Origin of the sequence: Streptomyces sp. HUAS 31 (assembly GCF_028198125.1) — a bacterium.
GTDB lineage: Bacteria > Actinomycetota > Actinomycetes > Streptomycetales > Streptomycetaceae > Streptomyces > Streptomyces chartreusis.
In genome coordinates, this window is the sequence record NZ_CP116353.1 from 5,956,276 (window position 1) to 5,970,981 (window position 14,706).

The following is a 14,706-nucleotide window of genomic DNA, read 5'->3' on the forward strand; positions in this document are numbered from 1 at the left end:
GACGTGGGCGGAGCACAACGACAGCGGGGCTGGAGGGCCGGGGGGTCCGTCCAGTCCCGCTTCGCTGTGTGCTCAGCGGACCTTCATCAGGATCGCCTCGGCGGGTGTGTCGCCCACGGCGATGGCGACGGCCGGGTCCGTCCCCTCGACCGCGTACGCGGTGACCCTGCTCTCGGGGACGGCACCTTCGGGGTCGTTCGGGGTGTCGTCGCACCCCGGGACCGTGGCGGTGCCCAGTTTCTTCCCGACGGTGAAGTCGGCGTCCCCCGTGTCCAGATAGGAGCGGTCGGCGTACGTCACCACATACGCGCAGGAGGCTTCGGCCGCGCCGCCCGGTCCCGCGCCGCCCTCCGCGCAGCCGGCGGCCGCCAGGACGAGCAGGGCGGCCGGGAGCATCCGGCGGACGGTTCGTGGTGCACCAATCATCGGCTTCCTTCCCACGGGGACACAGGAGCGTTTCTTCACGGTCCTACGACGGCGTGGGTGCCGACTTCGTTCAGGCTGCCGGGGTGGCGGCCGGGCGGCGGCCCGCGGCGGCGGCCGTGAGCCGGCCGAGGGCCTCGTCACGGTCGCAGGCGTACGCGCCCAGGGACGTCTGGTGGGCGATGATCGAGCGCTCCAGGCGCATCAGGCGCCAGCCGCGGCGCAGCAGGAAGGGCACCGACTTGCGGCCCTCCTTCAGGTCGCGCAGGAAGCGGCGGCGGAAGGTGCGCATCGGGCCCCGGCTCAGGCACAGCGCGTCTGCCAGGACACCGAGTTCACGGCAGCGGCTCACGATCTCGGCCGCGAATATGCCCTCCGCGAGGAAGAGGGGGGTGCGCCCGATGTCGACCGTCTCCGCGCCGGTACGGGCGCTCAGCGAGATGTCGTACAGCGGCACGTCGGTGCGGCCCGTGCGGCACAGCTCGGTGATCGCCGCGACGGCCGTGTCGGCGTCCCAGGAGTCGGGGTGGTCCCAGTCGATGTCGGAGCTCCCCGGGACCAGGGGCAGGGTCGGGTCGTCGCCCTCTTTGTAGAAGTCGTCGAGCCGCAGGACCGGAAGGCCGGAGCGGGCGGCGAGAAGGGACTTGCCGGAGCCGGAGGGGCCGCAGAGCAGCACGACTCGCGTCGGTATGGGCGAAGGGGAACTCACGGGACACCAGTGTGAGGCATCGACGGGCCGGTGAACGACCCGGCGGACCACGTTTGATGCGCGGATCACACCTGGACTGCATATGGCGTTCACCCGGCCGCCCTGCGCCCGCGCGCGGCAGAGAGCCGCGCCTCCCCGGGACGGCGGGGAAGCGCGGCTCTCCGGTCTCGGTGCCGGCCGGTCCTCAGTACGACGAGCCGGACGCGCCCAGCGAACCCGTCGGGTGCCAGACCGTCTTGGTCTCCAGGAACGCCGTCATGCGGTCGATGCCAGGGGCGGCCGACCAGTCGTCCACAGGCTGTGGGCGCAGGACGCGCTTGAGGTTGTCCGCCGCGGCGATCTCCAGCTCCTTCGCCAGGTCCTCGCCGGCGCCGGCCAGGTCGATCGCGTTGACGTCCTGGTGGGCGGCGAGCGGCGTGGCGATCTCCGCCGTACGGCCCGACAGGACGTTGACGACTCCGCCGGGCAGGTCGGAGGTGGCCAGGACCTCGCCCAGGGACAGGGCGGGCAGCGGGGACTTCTCCGACGCCACCACGATCGCCGTGTTGCCGGTCGCGATCACCGGAGCGAGCACGGACACCAGACCCAGGAACGACGACTCCTGCGGAGCCACGATCGTGACCACACCGGTCGGCTCGGGCGAGGACAGGTTGAAGAACGGGCCCGCGACCGGGTTGCCGCCGCCCACGACCTGGGCGATCTTGTCCGTCCAGCCCGCGTACCAGACCCAGCGGTCGATCGCGGCGTCCACGACAGCGGCCGCCTTCGACTTCGACAGGCCCTCCGCGTCGGCCACCTCACGGACGTACTGCTCGCGCCGGCCCTCCAGCATCTCGGCGATGCGGTAAAGGATCTGGCCTCGGTTGTAGGCCGTCGCGCCGGACCAGCCGCCGAACGCCTTGCGGGCCGCTACGACCGCGTCACGGGCGTCCTTGCGGGAGGAGAGCGGCGCGTTGGCCAGCCAGTTGCCCTTCGAGTCGGTCACTTCGTACACCCGGCCGCTTTCGGAGCGGGGGAACTTGCCCCCGACGTACAGCTTGTAGGTCTTGAAGACGCTCAGACGCCGCTGCTCGGACTTGTCAGACATCGAGGTACGCCTCCAGGCCGTGGCGGCCGCCCTCGCGGCCGAAGCCCGACTCCTTGTATCCGCCGAACGGCGAGGTCGGGTCGAACTTGTTGAACGTGTTGGACCAGATGACGCCCGCACGGAGCTTGTTCGCGACCGCGAGGATGCGCGAGCCCTTCTCCGTCCAGATGCCCGCCGACAGGCCGTACGGCGTGTTGTTGGCCTTGGCCACGGCCTCGTCCGGCGTACGGAACGTCAGGACCGACAGCACCGGGCCGAAGATCTCGTCGCGGGCGATCCGGTGCGCCTGGGTGACGTTGGTGAACAGCGTCGGGGCGAACCAGTAGCCGCTCTCCGGGATGTCGCAGGCCGGCGACCAGCGCTCGGCGCCCTCCGCCTCGCCCTGCTCGACGAGCGAGGTGATGCGGGTCAGCTGCTCCTCGGAGTTGATCGCGCCGATGTCGGTGTTCTTGTCCAGGGGGTCGCCCAGGCGGAGCGTGGAGAGCCTGCGCTTGAGGGACTCCAGCAGCTCCTCCTCGACCGACTCCTGGACCAGCAGCCGGCTGCCGGCGCAGCAGACCTGGCCCTGGTTGAAGAAGATGCCGTTGACGATGCCCTCGACGGCCTGGTCGATCGGGGCGTCGTCGAAGACGATGTTGGCGCCCTTGCCGCCCAGTTCCAGGGTGACCTTCTTGCGGGTGCCGGCGATCGTGCGGGCGATCTCCTTGCCGACGGCCGTGGAGCCGGTGAAGGCGACCTTGTTCACGTCCGGGTGCGCGACGACCGCGGCGCCCGCGTCGCCGTATCCGGGAAGGATGTTGACGACCCCCTTGGGCAGGCCCGCCTGGCGGCAGATGTCGGCGAAGAACAGGGCCGACAGCGGGGTCGTCTCGGCGGGCTTCAGCACCACCGTGTTGCCGGTGGCGAGCGCGGGGGCGATCTTCCACGCCAGCATGAGGAGGGGGAAGTTCCAGGGGATGACCTGGCCGGCCACGCCCAGCGGCTGCGGGTTCGCGCCGAAGCCCGCGTGGTCGAGCTTGTCGGCCCAGCCCGCGTAGTAGAAGAAGTGCGCGGCGACCAGCGGGAGGTCCGCGTCGCGGGTCTCCTTGATCGGCTTGCCGTTGTCCAGGGTCTCCAGGACGGCCAGCTCACGGCTGCGCTCCTGGATGATCCGGGCGATGCGGAAGAGGTACTTCGCGCGCTCGGAGCCCGGCAGCGCCGACCACTTCTCGAACGCCTTGCGGGCGGCCTTCACGGCACGGTCCACGTCCGCCTCGCCCGCCTGGGCGATCTCGGCGAGGACCTCCTCGGTGGACGGCGAGACGGTCTTGAAGACCTTGCCGTCGGCCGCCTCCACGAACTCGCCGTCGATGAACAGGCCGTACGACGGCGCGATGTCGACGATCGAGCGGGACTCGGGGGCCGGTGCGTATTCGAATACCGATGCCATGGTGATCAGTCCACCGTCACGTAGTCGGGGCCGGAGTAGCGGCCGGTGGCCAGCTTCTGCCGCTGCATCAGCAGGTCGTTCAGAAGCGAGGAGGCGCCGAAGCGGAACCAGTGGTTGTCCAGCCAGTCCTCGCCGGCGGTCTCGTTGACCAGAACGAGAAACTTGATCGCGTCCTTGGAGGTGCGGATCCCGCCGGCCGGCTTCACACCGACCTGGATGCCGGTCTGGGCGCGGAAGTCCCGCACCGCTTCCAGCATAAGGAGGGTGTTCGCGGGCGTGGCGTTCACGGCGACCTTGCCGGTGGACGTCTTGATGAAGTCGGCGCCGCCGAGCATGCCGAGCCAGCTGGCCCGCCGGATGTTGTCGTACGTCGACAGCTCGCCGGTCTCGAAGATGACCTTGAGGCGGGCCGCCCCGGAGGCCTCCTTCACGGCGACGATCTCGTCGTACACCTTCATGTAGTTCCCGGCGAGGAACGCGCCCCGGTCGATGACCATGTCGATCTCGTCGGCACCGGCGGCGACGGCCTCACGGACGTCCGCCAGCTTCACCGCCAGGGGCGCGCGGCCCGCGGGGAAGGCGGTGGCGACGGAGGCGACCTTCACGGTCGACCCGGCGACGGCCTCCTTGGCGGTGGCCACCATGTCGGGATAGACGCAGACGGCGGCCGTCGAGGGCGTCGTCCGGTCGGTCGGGTCGGGGTGGACCGCCTTCGCGCCGAGCGCCCGGACCTTGCCCGGGGTGTCCGCGCCTTCCAGCGTCGTCAGGTCGACCATCGAGATGGCGAGGTCGATGGCGTACGCCTTGGCGGTCGTCTTGATGGAACGGGTACCGAGGGACGCGGCCCGCCCCTCCAGGCCGACCGCGTCGACACCCGGCAGCCCGTGGAGGAAGCGGCGCAGCGTGCTGTCGGACGCGGTGACGTCCGTGAGTGCGTGAGCTGCGGCAGATGCATTGGTGGGCATGGTCACCAGACGAGCATATCTACGCGCGTAGCGGCTGTACACCCCGAGGGCCGGGATCTGTCTCACGCGGGTTGGCCGGCCCACCCAGGGGCGCGGGGACCTGCGCGACCGGCCCCGGTCGGCCCGCACTCGCACACCGGACACATCTCCTCACGGCGAGTGGGTGATCGGCGGAGCGGCGCAGCCGTACGGCACAATCGGGCCCATGACGACCCCCGAACACCCGTCCCCCTCCCCGGACCCCACCTCGAAGGACCGGGTGTACCGCTCACCCATGGGCATCGTCGGCGGAGTCGCCCTGCTGGTCATCGTGCTCTGGCTCGGCTTCGACGCCCTGCTGCGCGGCGAGGGACGCACCCAGTGGCTGGCCCTCGCGGCGATCATCCTCCTCGTGCCGCTGGTGATCGCGTTCACCCTGCGCCCCGCCGTCCACGCCAACGAGGACCGGCTGCGCATCCGCAACCCGCTCCGCGTGATCGTGCTGCCCTGGGGACAGGTCGCCGCGCTGCGCTCCAGCTACTCGAACGAGGTCGTCGCCAAGTCCGGCACCAAGTTCCAGCTGTGGGCGGTCCCGGTCTCCCTGCGGGCCCGCAAGAAGGCCGCCCGGCGTTCGGCACGCGCGGCCTCGGGGCGCGGCGACCGCGGCGGCCGCATGGGCGGCGCGGGATTCGGCGGGCTCGGGTTCGGCGCGCCGCGCGGGGACGTCGACTCGGACGGTCCGATGCGGGCCGAGACCGACAAGGTCATGGACGACCTGCGGGAACTGCTGGAGCAAGGGGAGAACTCGGAGTCCGCGCAGGGCGAGGTGACCGTGCGCTGGGCCTACGAGGTGGCGGGACCGGTCGTCGCGGGCGCCGTGCTGCTGGTGATCCTGCTGGCGATCGGCTGAGCGGAGCGCCGGTCCGCGCGCCGGCGAAGGGCTGTCCCGTCCACCGTTGCCCGGGGGCCGGGGTGGGCCGTGGAGCGCGGGTCGAGCGCCGTGCGGAAAACGCCCGAGAGGGTGCCTCCGATGGTGGGCACCCTCTCGGGAACGATCAGTGAGGCGGTGTACGGGTCAGATGCCCGCCGCCGTCGACAGGTCCCGTTTGATCGTCGCCAGCAGGTCGGCCGCCTCGGCGCGGGCCGCCGGGAGGCCGGCGTGCGTCGCCACCGGGACGACGACCTCCAGGTAGCACTTCAGCTTGGGCTCGGTGCCGCTGGGGCGGACGATGACGCGGGCGCCTTCGAGGGTGTAGCGCAGACCGTCGGTGGGCGGGAGCGTCTCGGTGCCCCGGGTGAGGTCCTCGGCGCGGGTGATGGCCAGGCCGGCCAGCTCCGTCGGCGGCTGCTCGCGCAGTCGGCGCATGGCGTCCGCGATGACCGACAGGTCCTCGACGCGCACCGAGAGCTGGTCCGTGGCGTGCAGACCGTGCTCCACGGCGAGGTCGTCGAGGAGGTCGAGGAGCGTGCGGCCCTCTTCCTTGAGGGCGGAGGCGAGCTCGGTGATCAGCAGGGCGGCCGTGATGCCGTCCTTGTCGCGTACGCCCTCGGGGTCCACGCAGTAGCCGAGGGCCTCCTCGTAGCCGTAGCGCAGGCCGTCGACGCGGGCGATCCACTTGAAGCCGGTGAGGGTCTCCTCGTAGGGGAGCCCCGCCTTCTCGGCGATCCGGCCGAGGAGGGAGGAGGAGACGATCGACTCGGCGAACGTGCCGCGCGCTCCTCGGTCGACCAGGTGTGCGGCGAGGAGGGAACCGACCTCGTCGCCGCGCAGCATGCGCCATTCGTCGTTCTCTTTTACGGCCACGGCGCAGCGGTCGGCGTCGGGGTCGTTGGCGATGACGAGGTCCGGGTCCGTCTCGCGGGCCTTCGCGAAGGCCAGGTCCATCGCGCCGGGCTCCTCCGGGTTGGGGAACGCGACGGTGGGGAAGTCCGGGTCGGGGTCGGCCTGCTCGGCGACGAGGGCGGGGGCGGGGAAGCCGGCGCGCTCGAAGGCGGCGAGGAGGACGTCCTTGCCCACGCCGTGCATGGCCGTGTAGACGGTGCGGGCGGTGCGGGGGGAGTCGGCCGCGAGGACCTCGTCCGTGCGGGCGAGGTAGGCGTCGAGGACGCTGTCGTCGAGGATCTCCCAGCCGGAGTCCGGGCGGGGGACGTCGTTGAGGGACCGTACGGCGTCGATCTCGGCGGCGATGTCCGCGTCGGCGGGCGGGACGATCTGGGAGCCGTCGCCGAGGTAGACCTTGTAGCCGTTGTCGCGGGGCGGGTTGTGGCTGGCGGTGACCTCCACGCCGGCTGCGGCGCCGAGGTGCCTTATCGCGTACGCGAGGACCGGGGTGGGGAGGGGGCGGGGGAGTACGGCTGCGCGCAGGCCCGCGCCGGTCATGACGGCGGCCGTGTCGCGGGCGAAGTCCTCCGACTTGTGGCGGGCGTCGTAGCCGATGACCACGAGGCCGTCGGTGTGACCCTGGGTCTTGAGGTAGGCGGCCAGGCCGGCGGCTGCGCGGATGACGACGGTGCGGTTCATGCGCATGGGGCCGGCGCCGAGTTCGCCTCGCAGGCCCGCGGTGCCGAACTGGAGGGTGCCGCTGAAGCGGGGGGCGAGTTCGGTGACGTCCGCGGCGTCGATGAGCTTCGCGAGTTCGGCGCGGGTCTCCGGGTCCGGGTCCTCCTCGAGCCATGCCTTGGCCCGGGTGATGAGGTCGTCGTGCACGTCGGGGTCAGCCTCTCGTTGTCGGTCGTGGTGCCTGCGGCGGCCTGTGCGGCCTCGGTGGGGGTTCGCGTAGCGCCTGCGGGTGGTGGGTGGGTCGGGGCCGCGCCGGGGGGTGTCCGTCCTCGGTCGGGCGGTTGCCGGCGTCAGGGCTGTGCTGTTTCTTGACGCCCGCCGCTGCGGGCGGACACCCCCCGGCACGTCCCCTTGCCGCCGTACGCGGGTGCAGACCGCAACACCCCAGGGGCGCGGGGAACTGCGCAACGGTTGTGACGGCTTCGGTCACGGCCTGGCGCAGGCCCACTGCAACCCCCTGCCTTTAGGGGCGCGGGGAACTGCGCGATCGGGCACGACGGGCCCGCAGCCGCCGGACTGCGAACCGTGGCACTACCGGGGCCCCGGCGTCTTCCTACAGGCGGCCGAGGACCTGGGCCAGCAGGGAGCCCATCTGCGTCGCGCTGTCGCGGCCCGCCTGGAGGACCTCCTCGTGGTTGAGGGGCTCGCCCGTCATGCCCGCGGCGAGGTTGGTCACCAGGGAGATACCCAGCACCTCCGCGCCCGCCTCGCGCGCGGCGATCGCTTCGAGGACCGTCGACATGCCCACCAGGTCCGCGCCGATGACGCGGGCCATGCGGATCTCGGCCGGCGTCTCGTAGTGCGGGCCCGGGAACTGGGCGTAGACACCCTCCTCGAGGGTGGGGTCGATCTCCTTGCACAGGGCGCGCAGGCGGGGGGAGTAGAGGTCGGTGAGGTCGACGAAGTTGGCGCCGATGATGGGCGACGTGGCCGTCAGGTTGATGTGGTCGCTGATCAGGACCGGCTGGCCGGGGCGCATGCCCTCGCGCAGGCCGCCGCAGCCGTTGGTCAGGACGATCGTCTTGCAGCCGGCCGCCACCGCGGTGCGGACGCCATGGGACACGGCGGCCACGCCGCGGCCCTCGTAGTAGTGGGTGCGGCCGAGGAAGACCAGGGCGCGCTTGTTGCCGATCCGGTACGACCGGACCTTGCCGCCGTGCCCTTCCACCGCCGGCGGGGGGAACCCGGGCAGCTCGGTGACCTGGAACTCGGCCTCGGGTGCGCCGAGGGCGTCCACGGCCGGAGCCCAGCCGGAGCCCATCACGAGGGCGACGTCGTGGGTCTCGGCGCCGGTGAGTTCGCGCAGGCGCGCGGCGGCGGCGTCGGCGGCGGCGTGGGGGTCGCCCTGGATGTCGTCCGGAAGAAGAGATGCGTTCACGCGACTGAGGGTAGCCGGTTTGGGCCTACGCGCGTAGATGACAGAGCTCACGGGATGGCGATCGTTGTCTTGTCGTTTCCAACGAAACCTGTGAACGCGGGGACTGGAGGGATGTGTGAGACCGGTGAGTCTCAGCAGGGGCGCTTGCGCAGCTCCATCACGTAGTCGTGGGGCGCTCCGGCCGACTCCGCGGCGTCCGCGACCTCGCCCAGGTAGCGCGCCGACGGCAGCCCGCCCTCGTAGGCGTTCAGCACGTACGTCCAGGCCGGCTCCTCGCCCTCCAGCGTGTGCACCCGGACCCGCGTACGGCGGTAGATGCCGAGGCCGACGCCCTCCCAGCGGTCCAGGGAGTCCTCGTCCATGGGCGCGATGTCGTACAGCGCGACGAAGACCTGCTCCATGGGGTCCTCGACGAGGGTCGCCAGCGCGCCCTCCCAGCCCAGTTGCTCGCCGCCGAACGTCAGCCGCCACCCGTTCAGCCAGCCGGTGGCACGCAGCGGCGAGTGCGGGGCGCGGCGGGTCATCAGCCGCGCGTCGAGATTGCCAGCGTACGCGGCGTAGAGCGACATGGGGAGAGGGTACGGCAGGTGCATCGTGTGCCCCTCCCGTAACGGTGGTGTCTCGGGCGGGCCCCCAGGCGGTACCACGGTGATGCGTGCGGGACAATGGAGTACGTGACTCGGATCGTGATCATCGGTGGCGGACCCGGCGGATACGAAGCGGCGCTGGTCGCCGCTCAACTCGGCGCGGAGGTGACCGTCGTCGACTGCGACGGTCTGGGCGGGGCGTCGGTGCTCACCGACTGCGTGCCGTCCAAGACCCTGATCGCGACGGCCGAGGTGATGACCACCTTCGACTCCTCCTACGAGGAGCTGGGGATCATCGTCGCCGACGACACACCGCACATCGACACGCCCGCCCGTGTGGTGGGCGTCGATCTGGGCAAGGTCAACCGGCGTGTGAAGCGGCTCGCTCTCGCCCAGTCCCATGACATCACCGCTTCCGTCACGCGCGCCGGTGCGCGGGTGATGCGCGGCCGGGGGCGGCTGGAGGGCATGCAGGGCCTCGACGGGTCGCGGAAGGTCGTCGTGCGCGCCGCCGACGGGACCGAGGAGACACTCGTCGCGGACGCGGTCCTGATCGCCACCGGTGGTCATCCGCGCGAGCTGCCCGATGCCCAGCCCGACGGCGAGCGCATCCTGAACTGGACCCAGGTCTACGACCTCAACGAGCTGCCCGAGGAGCTCATCGTGGTCGGGTCGGGTGTCACCGGCGCCGAGTTCGCCGGCGCCTACCAGGCGCTCGGGTCGCGGGTCACCCTCGTGTCGTCGCGGGACCGTGTGCTGCCGGGCGAGGACCCGGACGCCGCGGCCGTCCTCGAGGACGTCTTCCGGCGTCGCGGCATGAACGTCATGGCGCGCTCGCGTGCCGCCGCCGCCAAGCGGGTCGGCGACCGGGTCGAGGTCACCCTCGCCGACGGGCGCGTCATCAGCGGCACCCACTGCCTCATGGCCGTCGGCGCCATCCCCAACAGCGAGGGCATGGGCCTGGAGGAGGCCGGCGTCAAGCTGCGCGACTCCGGGCACATCTGGACCGACAAGGTGTCGCGGACGACCGCGCCGGGCGTGTACGCCGCCGGTGACGTCACCGGTGTCTTCGCCCTCGCCTCGGTCGCGGCGATGCAGGGACGTATCGCCATGTACCACTTCCTCGGCGACGCGGTGGCCCCGCTGAACCTGAAGACCGTGTCCTCGAACGTCTTCACCGACCCCGAGATCGCCACCGTCGGCTACTCGCAGGCCGACGTGGACGCGGGCAAGATCGACGCCCGGGTCGTCAAGCTGCCGCTGCTGCGCAACCCGCGCGCGAAGATGCAGGGCATCCGGGACGGCTTCGTCAAGATCTTCTGCCGCCCCGGCACGGGCATCGTGGTCGGCGGCGTGGTCGTCTCCCCGCGCGCCTCGGAACTCATCCACCCGATCTCGATCGCGGTCGACAACAATCTGACGGTCGAACAGATCGCTAACGCCTTCACCGTGTACCCCTCTCTTTCGGGCTCGATCGCCGAGGTGGCACGGCAGTTGCACACTCGCAAGTCCGGTGGTGAACTCTAGGGTCCGCCCTGGCGGCCGGATTCGATTCCCCGCTGGTCACGGGGAGTTGTCGAGCATGCGTGCGGCATAGGCGGCGGGACTAGGCTCTATACCACTTCTCGCCCTGGCGTGCGAACAACTTCTGTTATTCGGCGCAAACTGCTGAAACCAGACGGTCGTTGGGGTTACTGTCAGTTTCGTGTTCGCTGCAGAACGTCGCCAATTGATCCTCGAAATGGTGCGAGCGAACGGAGCCGTGTCGCTCCGTGAGCTCGCCCGCGTCGTCCAGACCTCCGAAGTGACCGTACGGCGGGACGTGCGCGCACTGGAGGCAGAAGGACTCCTCGACCGCCGGCACGGCGGTGCGGTATTGCCGGGCGGGTTCACGCGGGAGTCCGGCTTTCCGCAGAAGTCACATCTCGCGACCGCCGAGAAGACGGCCATCGCCGACCTCGCCGCGAACTTCGTGGAGGAGGGCGAGGCGATCGTCGTCGGGGCGGGAACCACCACGCAGGAGCTGGCCCGCCGGCTCGCACGCGTGCCCGGACTGACCGTCGTCACCAACTCCCTCCTGGTCGCGCAGGCGTTGGCCCATGCCAACCGGGTCGAGGTCGTCATGACCGGCGGCACGCTCCGCGGCTCCAACTACGCCCTCGTCGGCAGCGGAGCCGAGCAGTCCCTGCAAGGGCTGCGCGTGTCGCGTGCCTTCCTCTCCGGCAGTGGCCTGACCGCCGAGCGCGGGCTGTCCACGTCCAACATGCTCTCGGCGTCCGTCGACCGGGCACTCGTCCAGGCGGCCGCGGAGGTCGTCGTCCTCGCCGATCACACCAAGCTCGGCACGGACACGATGTTCCAGACGGTGCCTACGGATGTCATCACGCGGCTCGTCACCGACGAACCGCCCGCCCACGACGACCGTGCGCACACCGAGTTGCAGGCCCTTGCCGATCAGGGGGTGCAGATCGCCGTGGCCGGGGCGAGCGGGGCGTCGGGGGGTGACGAGGTCCCGGCGCGGCGTCAGCAGCGTGCGCTGCCGGGACCGCGACGGGGGCCCTCCGGGGGTGGGCCGGGGTTGCGGCCGGCCGGGGCGGCGGTGCTCGGGGAGCAGGGAGCCGAGCGGGAGCGGGCCCGCGTCGCGGATCTGCGGCGGCGGTAGGTTCGGTTCGCCCGGTCGTCGTACGGCTTCACGTTGACGAGCGGGTGCGGGTGGATGGTGGCTGGTCGCGCCCACGCGACGAAGCCGCACATCGATTGAGCCCCGCACCCCCTGGTCGGCTGCCCTCAGGCGCCTTTCAGCCCGCGCAGAGTCAAGTACAGCAACCTGTCCGCCAGGTCCGGGTCTCCCGGGGTCTCCTCCGCCGCCAGTGCGATCGCGTGGGTGAGCTGGAGCAGGTCGGTGACGGCCACGTCCGGGCGGACGGTGCCGGCCTCCTGGGCCCGTGACAGCAGTGCGCCGCCCGCCTGTCTGATGGGGCCGCTGCACCGGGCCAGGGCCGAGGTGTCGTCGTCGGAGACGGACATCAGGGAGCGGGCCAGGCCGCGGTATTCACCCGCGTGGGTGACCATCTCGCGCAGCCAGGTCACCAGGGCCGCGCACGGCTCCGGCGAGCGCAGGAGTTCCCGGGAGCGGGCGAGCAGGTCGCCGGCCGCCTCCTCGAAGACCGCGCTCAACAGGGCGTCTCGGTTGGGGAAGTGACGGTAGAGGGTGCCGATCCCCACGCCCGCTCGCCGGGCCACGTCCTCCAGGGACGCGTCCGTGCCGTGCTCGGCGAAGGCGGAGCGGGCCTCGGTCAGCAGACGCTCATGATTGCGGCGGGCGTCGGCCCGCATGGCGCGTGCCGGGGTCGGCGGTGCCGCGTCGGCGTGCATGGTGCTTGTCGGGATTGTCGGTGCCGCGTCGGCGTGCATGGTGCTTGCCGGAGTCGGCGGTGCCGCCGCGCTGCCGCTTCCCGCGGTCTCGCCGGCAGTCGCGCCCACCATCGCTCTCACCTGCCCTCTCGCCCGCCGGTGTGCTTCCACGATGCCACCGAGCATAAAACGAGGCGCCCGGCGGACTGTCTGCTCCAGTCCGCCGGGCGCCTCGACTGCCGTATGCGTCAGTCCTTGATCTCGCAGATCGCGGCGCCCGACGTGAGGGATGCGCCGACCTCGGCGGACAGGCCCTTGATGGTGCCGGACCTGTGCGCGTTGAGCGGCTGTTCCATCTTCATGGCTTCGAGGACGACGACGAGGTCGCCTTCCTTGACTTCCTGGCCTTCCTCGACGGCGACCTTGACGATGGTGCCCTGCATGGGGGAGGCGAGGGTGTCGCCGGAGGCGACGGGGCCGGACTTCTTGGCGGCGCGGCGCTTGGGCTTGGCGCCGGCGGCGAGGCCGGTGCGGGCCAGGGTCATGCCGAGGGAGGCGGGCAGGGAGACTTCCAGGCGCTTGCCGCCGACCTCGACGACGACGGTCTCGCGGCCGGTGTCCTCGTCCGCGTCCGCGTCGGCGGGGGCGGCGAAGGGCTTGATGTCGTTGACGAACTCGGTCTCGATCCACCGGGTGTGGACCGTGAACGGGTCGGCGGAGCCGGTCAGTTCCGGTGCGAAGGCGGGGTCCTTGACGACCGCGCGGTGGAAGGGGATGGCGGTGGCCATGCCCTCGACCTGGAACTCCTCCAGTGCCCGCGAGGCGCGCTGGAGGGCCTGTTCGCGGGTGGCGCCGGTGACGATCAGCTTGGCGAGGAGGGAGTCCCAGGCGGGGCCGATGACGGAGCCGGACTCCACGCCCGCGTCCAGACGGACACCCGGGCCCGACGGCGGGGCGAAGGCGGTCACCGTGCCGGGGGCGGGCAGGAAGCCCCGGCCGGGGTCCTCGCCGTTGATGCGGAACTCGAAGGAGTGGCCGCGCAGCGGCGGGTCGTCGTAGCCCAGGGCCTCGCCGTCGGCGATACGGAACATCTCCCGCACCAGGTCGATCCCGGCGACTTCCTCGGTGACCGGGTGCTCGACCTGCAGACGGGTGTTGACCTCCAGGAAGGAGATCGTGCCGTCCGCGCCGACGAGGAACTCCACGGTGCCGGCGCCGACGTAGCCGGCTTCCTTCAGGATCGCCTTCGACGACGCGTACAGCTCCGCGACCTGCGCCTCGGACAGGAACGGCGCGGGCGCCTCCTCCACGAGCTTCTGGTGGCGGCGCTGCAGCGAGCAGTCACGGGTGGAGACGACGACGACGTTGCCGTGGGTGTCGGCCAGGCACTGGGTCTCCACGTGCCGGGGCTTGTCGAGGTAGCGCTCGACGAAGCACTCCCCGCGCCCGAACGCGGCGACCGCCTCACGCACCGCCGACTCATACAGCTCCGGCACCTCTTCCAGGGTGCGGGCGACCTTCAGACCGCGTCCGCCACCACCGAACGCCGCCTTGATCGCGATCGGCAGACCATGCTGCTCGGCGAACGCGACGACCTCGTCCGCCCCGGCGACCGGGTCGGGGGTGCCGGCGACCAGGGGCGCGCCGGCCCGCTGGGCGATGTGACGGGCGGCGACCTTGTCACCGAGGTCACGGATCGCCTGCGGGGGCGGACCGATCCAGATCAGACCCGCGTCCAGCACGGCCTGGGCGAAGTCGGCGTTCTCCGACAGGAAGCCGTAGCCGGGATGGATCGCGTCCGCACCCGACTCGCGTGCCGCGGTCAGGACCTTGCCGATGTCCAGATAGCTGGTGGCCGGGGTGTCACCGCCCAGGGCGAACGCCTCATCCGCGGCGCGGACATGCAGAGCGTCACGGTCCGGCTCCGCGTAGACGGCCACGCTCGCGATCCCGGCATCCCGACAGGCCCGGGCCACGCGGACAGCGATTTCGCCACGGTTGGCGATGAGCACCTTGCGCACGATTGAGGCTCCCTCCTTGAAACAAGCCGAGTTTAGGGACTGCCGACACGACACTTCGACCCGTCCCCAGTGGTGAGCTTGCCCACACGGAGCGTGATTCCAGGCTCGCCCGACCTGCGAAATCCCTTGTCGCGCCACGGTACGCAGGTCTCTCCCGGAAAACCCTAGCTCTCCTCTGTGGTCAAGGTCTCTGTCATCACGTGCTGCGGGCCAC

Annotated in this window: 13 protein-coding genes; 3 read left to right on the top strand and 10 right to left on the bottom strand. The window is 71.3% G+C overall.

Going from position 1 to position 14,706, the window contains the following annotated elements; genetic code table 11:
- Positions 1-72: 72 nt before the first annotated feature.
- The 5 genes from PGH47_RS26670 to deoC form a co-directional block, all read right to left on the bottom strand.
- A complete protein-coding gene (locus tag PGH47_RS26670; protein ID WP_271665516.1) occupies positions 73-426 on the bottom strand; it encodes a DUF6281 family protein in 354 nt (117 codons plus the stop codon).
- 70 nt (positions 427-496) lie between these two features.
- On the bottom strand, positions 497-1,132 hold the full coding sequence (locus tag PGH47_RS26675) for a uridine kinase family protein (RefSeq protein WP_271665517.1): 636 nt from the start codon (positions 1,130-1,132) through the stop codon (positions 497-499).
- A 184-nt stretch (positions 1,133-1,316) separates the two neighbouring features.
- Positions 1,317-2,219, bottom strand: a complete 903-nt coding sequence (locus tag PGH47_RS26680; protein WP_271665518.1) for an aldehyde dehydrogenase family protein — start codon at positions 2,217-2,219, stop codon at positions 1,317-1,319.
- The gene (locus PGH47_RS26685; protein WP_271665519.1) at positions 2,212-3,648 is read right to left on the bottom strand and encodes an aldehyde dehydrogenase family protein; all 1,437 of its coding nucleotides are present in this window, start codon (positions 3,646-3,648) and stop codon (positions 2,212-2,214) included. The genes PGH47_RS26680 and PGH47_RS26685 overlap by 8 nt, the downstream gene beginning before the upstream one ends.
- Before the next feature lie 5 nt (positions 3,649-3,653).
- Entirely contained in the window at positions 3,654-4,613 is a 960-nt protein-coding gene (gene deoC / locus PGH47_RS26690) for a deoxyribose-phosphate aldolase (RefSeq protein WP_271668161.1), read from the bottom strand.
- A gap of 205 nt (positions 4,614-4,818) precedes the next feature.
- Here deoC and PGH47_RS26695 point away from each other — a divergent pair, with 205 nt between their 5' ends.
- Positions 4,819-5,502, top strand: a complete 684-nt coding sequence (locus PGH47_RS26695; protein ID WP_271665520.1) for a PH domain-containing protein — start codon at positions 4,819-4,821, stop codon at positions 5,500-5,502.
- A 165-nt stretch (positions 5,503-5,667) separates the two neighbouring features.
- Here PGH47_RS26695 and PGH47_RS26700 read toward each other — a convergent pair whose 3' ends face one another.
- The 3 genes from PGH47_RS26700 to PGH47_RS26710 all read right to left on the bottom strand — a co-directional run bounded on the left by PGH47_RS26700 (position 5,668) and on the right by PGH47_RS26710 (position 9,099).
- Entirely contained in the window at positions 5,668-7,299 is a 1,632-nt protein-coding gene (locus tag PGH47_RS26700; RefSeq protein ID WP_271665521.1) for a phospho-sugar mutase, read from the bottom strand.
- Between the two features lie 406 nt (positions 7,300-7,705).
- Positions 7,706-8,530: a purine-nucleoside phosphorylase gene (locus tag PGH47_RS26705; RefSeq protein WP_030956459.1), complete on the bottom strand. Its 825-nt coding sequence runs from the start codon at positions 8,528-8,530 to the stop codon at positions 7,706-7,708.
- 131 nt (positions 8,531-8,661) lie between these two features.
- Positions 8,662-9,099, bottom strand: coding sequence for a gamma-glutamylcyclotransferase (locus PGH47_RS26710; RefSeq protein WP_126904090.1), 438 nt, complete (start codon positions 9,097-9,099; stop codon positions 8,662-8,664).
- A gap of 96 nt (positions 9,100-9,195) precedes the next feature.
- Between PGH47_RS26710 and PGH47_RS26715 the strand changes: the two genes are divergently transcribed.
- Positions 9,196-10,644 carry an NAD(P)H-quinone dehydrogenase gene (locus PGH47_RS26715; RefSeq protein ID WP_125529642.1) on the top strand — a complete coding sequence of 483 codons (1,449 nt, stop codon included), beginning with the start codon at positions 9,196-9,198 and terminating at the stop codon, positions 10,642-10,644.
- A gap of 178 nt (positions 10,645-10,822) precedes the next feature.
- Positions 10,823-11,779, top strand: coding sequence for a DeoR/GlpR family DNA-binding transcription regulator (locus tag PGH47_RS26720; protein WP_093747101.1), 957 nt, complete (start codon positions 10,823-10,825; stop codon positions 11,777-11,779).
- 125 nt (positions 11,780-11,904) lie between these two features.
- Here the strand turns inward: PGH47_RS26720 and PGH47_RS26725 are convergent, their stop codons facing one another.
- Positions 11,905-12,453, bottom strand: a complete 549-nt coding sequence (locus PGH47_RS26725) for a TetR/AcrR family transcriptional regulator (protein WP_271668162.1) — start codon at positions 12,451-12,453, stop codon at positions 11,905-11,907.
- 266 nt (positions 12,454-12,719) lie between these two features.
- The gene (locus PGH47_RS26730) at positions 12,720-14,492 is read right to left on the bottom strand and encodes an acetyl/propionyl/methylcrotonyl-CoA carboxylase subunit alpha (RefSeq protein ID WP_271663915.1); all 1,773 of its coding nucleotides are present in this window, start codon (positions 14,490-14,492) and stop codon (positions 12,720-12,722) included.
- Positions 14,493-14,706 lie beyond the last annotated feature (214 nt).

Bases quoted from the DNA above. Each gene is read 5' to 3' on its own strand.
- PGH47_RS26670 (WP_271665516.1), bottom strand. From the start codon at position 426: ATGATTGGTGCACCACGAACCGTCCGCCGGATGCTCCCGGCCGCCCTG.
- PGH47_RS26680 (WP_271665518.1), bottom strand. From the start codon at position 2,219: ATGTCTGACAAGTCCGAGCAGCGGCGTCTGAGCGTCTTCAAGACCTAC.
- PGH47_RS26685 (WP_271665519.1), bottom strand. From the start codon at position 3,648: ATGGCATCGGTATTCGAATACGCACCGGCCCCCGAGTCCCGCTCGATC.
- deoC (WP_271668161.1), bottom strand. From the start codon at position 4,613: ATGCCCACCAATGCATCTGCCGCAGCTCACGCACTCACGGACGTCACC.
- PGH47_RS26695 (WP_271665520.1), top strand. From the start codon at position 4,819: ATGACGACCCCCGAACACCCGTCCCCCTCCCCGGACCCCACCTCGAAG.
- PGH47_RS26710 (WP_126904090.1), bottom strand. From the start codon at position 9,099: ATGTCGCTCTACGCCGCGTACGCTGGCAATCTCGACGCGCGGCTGATG.
- PGH47_RS26715 (WP_125529642.1), top strand. From the start codon at position 9,196: ATGGAGTACGTGACTCGGATCGTGATCATCGGTGGCGGACCCGGCGGA.
- PGH47_RS26725 (WP_271668162.1), bottom strand. From the start codon at position 12,453: ATGCGGGCCGACGCCCGCCGCAATCATGAGCGTCTGCTGACCGAGGCC.